At 52.2% G+C, this 2,337-nt stretch carries 2 protein-coding genes and 1 pseudogene; all 3 read left to right on the top strand.

Going from position 1 to position 2,337, the window contains the following annotated elements:
* On the top strand, window positions 1-417 hold a 417-nt coding region (locus BG74_RS17105; protein ID WP_244267348.1), incomplete at its 5' end, for a tRNA pseudouridine synthase A.
* Between the two features lie 38 nt (window positions 418-455).
* Window positions 456-1,004 (top strand): annotated as a pseudogene (locus BG74_RS14895) (SNARE-associated domain-containing protein); the annotation flags it as partial.
* 312 nt (window positions 1,005-1,316) lie between these two features.
* Window positions 1,317-2,237, top strand: a complete 921-nt coding sequence (gene accD, locus BG74_RS05665) for an acetyl-CoA carboxylase, carboxyltransferase subunit beta (RefSeq protein ID WP_066597213.1) — start codon at window positions 1,317-1,319, stop codon at window positions 2,235-2,237.
* Window positions 2,238-2,337: the final 100 nt, after the last annotated feature.

Below are 2,337 nucleotides of genomic sequence, written 5' to 3'. Positions count from 1 at the left end.
AGCCGCGGGCTGACCCACTACTACCACCCGCTTGATGCGCCATCGATGGCGCGCGCCGGCCAATATTTGTTGGGGGAGAACGATTTCACCTCTTTTCGTGCCCTGCAGTGCCAATCGAGTAATCCCTGGCGCAACGTGAACCATTTGCACGTCACGCGCCAAGGGCAATATGTAGTGGTAGATATCAAAGCGAATGCCTTTGTTCATCATATGGTTCGTAATATTGTAGGCAGTCTTCTAGAGGTGGGATGCGGCAAACGGCCGGAAAGCTGGATAGCTGAACTGCTAGCATGCCGCAACCGGACGCAGGCTGGCGCTACTGCCCCGGCGGAGGGACTTTATCTGGTGGCGGTAGAGTATCCACCGCGGTTCGCCCTGCCTACGGCAGCGCCGGGGCCGTTATTTCTAGCAGAGTAACCGATAATTTCTATCGTGTGCATTACTGGGATAACTGAATAGAATACATAAAATTTATTATCTATTTTATTCTGCATATCGATTTCCACCTGGCAAGACTGGTGGCGCAGTGCGGTGTTTAGGTGTATACCTTTTTTGTTTCTAATCCTGTTTTGAGAAACAGGTTTAGTGGTATGCTTTTCCTGTCGGGCGACTTGCCGCTGTTTGCCGGCGGCGCTCTAGGGGAGCTTTGCCGAGCAACGTGCTTGATATTCATGTAATGGTGCTTTTGATAATTTTGGCGGCGACACAACCAGCGATACGGTCAATTATACGATTGGCTATCTATTCGGCGAAAAGCTGTTTAGCCATCCTAACTCGAAAATTCTCGCTGAAGCTATCTGAAAAAAATCACCAGTTTTTACGCCGGCACGGCGGTAAAACTATCATTCTAGCGCGTTTTGTGTCTATCGTGTGGACCTTCGCGCTGTTTGTGGCCGTCATGGGATATATGCGCTACTGCTATTTTGCGCTGTACAATATCGCTGGCGGGTCTATTTTGGGTTTTACTTTAGCCGGCTTATTTCTTTGGCAATAAGCTGATAGTGTAGCAAAATTTGGAGTGGCTTATCGTGGCGATTATCCTACTGTCAGTATTGACAATCGTGGTGGGAAGTGTAGCGCCAGTGCCTAATTGCCGACAACGGTAAAAGTGAGTAATTTTCCGATGCCGGCGGGCAGAATGCGACCAAAGTACAGAGTTTTCTGTGCCAAGTCGCTGACTGTTATAGTTTAATGGGCAGCTTTTGGCGCGCCACCCCGGTGTGGGAATGCGCAAAAAGGCGGCCTTCTCGCCGCGGTAAAAGGTCAAGTAGACATATCGAACTGGCAGATGTCAGGTTCAAACAAAAAGGTTATCGATGAGCTGGATTGAACGAATTCTCAATAAGAGCACTATCACCCCGGTGCGCAGGGCAAACATTCCCGAGGGCATATGGACCAAATGTGATAGTTGTAGCCAGGTGCTCTACCGCGCGGAGCTCGAGCGCAATCTGGAGGTCTGCCCTAAATGCGATCACCACATGCGTATGACCGCGCGTGCGCGCTTGCATGCTTTCCTTGATGAAGGAAGCGAGTCCGAACTCGGTAGCGAGCTGGAGCCGAAAGATATCCTGAAATTCAGGGACTCGAGAAAGTATAAGGATCGCCTTACAGCGGCCCAGAAAGCCACCGAAGAGAAAGACGCGTTGGTGGTGATGAAAGGCACACTATACGGTATGCCGGTTGTAGCTGCGTCCTTTGAATTTACCTTTATCGGCGGGTCGATGTCCTCGGTAGTCGGCGCGCGCTTTGTGCGCGCGGTGGAACAGGCGATGTCGGACGACTGTCCGCTAGTGTGCTTCTCCGCCAGCGGAGGCGCACGCATGCAGGAAGCGCTTATGTCACTGATGCAGATGGCCAAAACCAGCGCCGCGCTGGCCCGACTGCGCCAGAGGCGACTGCCCTATATTTCAGTGCTAACAGATCCTACCATGGGGGGCGTTTCGGCTAGTCTGGCAATGCTGGGAGATTTGAACGTCGCCGAGCCGAAAGCGCTGATTGGTTTTGCCGGTCCACGCGTGATTGAACATACGGTGCGTGAAAAACTGCCGGCCTGCTTTCAGCGCAGTGAATTTCTACTGGAAAAGGGTGCCATTGATCTTATCGTGCGCCGCCCGGAAATACGCCTGCGTCTTGCCCGCCTGCTGGCAAAACTGACCAATCGGCCGCAGCCGCAGGATCAATTGCCGCACGAACCATGCCCTGATGCGGTCCAGGAGGATCATCAGGACGAAGTCTAAAAGGATGGCGTAAGCCTGTACGCAGCAATCTGTCTGGGCAGGGGCAGGCTTAGTGAGGACTCAGTATTAAACCAATGAATGGACGTATGGAAAATCTACC

Origin of the sequence: Sodalis-like endosymbiont of Proechinophthirus fluctus, from assembly GCF_001602625.1 — a bacterium.
Classification (GTDB): Bacteria; Pseudomonadota; Gammaproteobacteria; order Enterobacterales; family Enterobacteriaceae.
This window is presented reverse-complemented; position numbering and strand designations above follow the sequence as displayed.

What these genes read in the sequence shown, in the direction of transcription:
- accD (WP_066597213.1), top strand. Translation starts at nt 1,317, where the DNA reads ATGAGCTGGATTGAACGAATTCTCAATAAGAGCACTATCACCCCGGTG.